Source organism: Trichococcus sp., from assembly GCF_049589555.1.
Classification (GTDB): domain Bacteria; phylum Bacillota; class Bacilli; order Lactobacillales; family Aerococcaceae; genus Trichococcus.
In genome coordinates, this window is sequence record NZ_JBAWAZ010000053.1 from 1 (window position 1) to 1,639 (window position 1,639).

2 protein-coding genes are annotated in these 1,639 nt (G+C 51.9%); both read left to right on the forward strand.

The window, feature by feature from the left end; genetic code table 11:
* Window positions 1-308 (forward strand): alpha-glucosidase C-terminal domain-containing protein (locus tag WBV27_RS02605; RefSeq protein ID WP_424199158.1); only part of this gene is annotated, 308 nt, incomplete at its 5' end.
* Window positions 309-328: 20 nt separating this feature from the next.
* A complete protein-coding gene (locus WBV27_RS02610; protein WP_424199160.1) occupies window positions 329-1,639 on the forward strand; it encodes an alpha-amylase family glycosyl hydrolase in 1,311 nt (436 codons plus the stop codon).

Genomic DNA, 1,639 nt, shown 5'->3' on the forward strand with positions numbered 1-1,639 from the left:
CCGAGAGTATCCTGCATTTTTACCGGAAAGTATTGGATCTGAAGAAGACGGATTTGTTCATTGACGGGGACTATCGTCTCTGGGATACGCACGATGACTTCTTTGTCTACGAGCGCGTGATGGACAAAAAAGTCGGTTTGGTCATTTGTAACGTCACGGACCAACCGCGCGAATTCGTGCTTCACCCGTTGGAACAGCATGCTTACCGCCAGATTCTGTTGCAGAATGAAGGGAACAGAATGGAAGGGGAAACCTTATACCTGGCGCCTTACGGTGTGGCTGTTTTCCAGACCGATTACAATAGTTAAACTAGTCAAGGAGGATCCTTATGGCAAAAGACACGCGATTGAACTTACGGAATGAAATCATCTATTGCATATATGTGCGGAACCACACACCTGAAGGGACTTTTGCTGCCATCATCCCTGATCTGCAACGGATCCGGGGGCTGGGTGTGGACATCATCTGGTTCATGCCGATCCATCCCATCGGCGAAACAAAGCGCAAAGGGGTGGAAGGCAGTCCCTACGCCATCAAAGATTACCGTGCCGTCAATCCTGCCTATGGGACGTTGGACGATTTCAAAGAACTGGCCACCGCGATCCAAAATTTGGGCATGAAGGTGATGATCGATGTTGTATACAACCACACTTCACCGGACTCACGGCTTGTCGAACAACATCCGGAGTGGTTTTACCGTAGACCGAACGGCGAAATGGGCAACAAAGTCGGCGAGTGGTACGACATCGTCGACTTGGATTACAGCCATTCGGCTTTGTGGGATTATCAGATTGAGACGTTGAAACAGTGGGCTTCGATTGTGGACGGCTTCCGCTGCGATGTCGCGAGTCTCGTGCCCTTGGACTTTTGGGTCCGCGCCAGAAAAGAAGTCGCAGAAGTCAAAGAAGGCGTCGTCTGGTTGGCCGAATCAGTCCACCCGAGTTTTCTGAGGATGAATCGGGACCGCGGCAATATAGGCCACTCCGACAGTGAATTGTATGAAGCGTTCGATATCACCTACGACTATGATGTGCACGATTTCCAGCAGGCTTACTTCTGGGGGGGAATCAGCCTCAAAAACTATCTGGATGTCCTTCTTTTCCAGGACGGCATCTATCCCGTGAATTACGTCAAACTGCGTTTCTTGGAGAACCATGATCACCCGCGCATCCGCTCAAAGATCGATGACATCGGCAGATTGCGGAATTGGACTGCCTTTGCCTATTTCCAGAAAGGGACGCTGCTGCTCTTCGGCGGACAGGAGACCGCGACGGACCATCTGCCGGATCTGTTCGAAAAGGATCCGATTGCGTGGGCCAGCGAGGAGGATCTGACGCCCTTGCTGCAGCGGCTGCAACGTTTCAAAAGGGAAGCGGCCGTTCGGGAAGGGAGTTACGACCTGAAGGCAGCCTCCGGAGCGGAGACAGTTATCGGCTATTATCGGCACGGGAACGAAAGGCTGACGGGCATTTTCTGTCTGGATGGGAAAGTTGCCAAAGTTGCTGTCGATTTGCCTGATGGTGGGTACCAGAATCTGCTGGATGACCAGGACTATCAAATCAATGAAGGTTTGCTGGAAACCCGAAGCGTGCCGATCCTATTCAAGAGTTACGGCGAAGCGCTGCTGACCGAAGTCTGA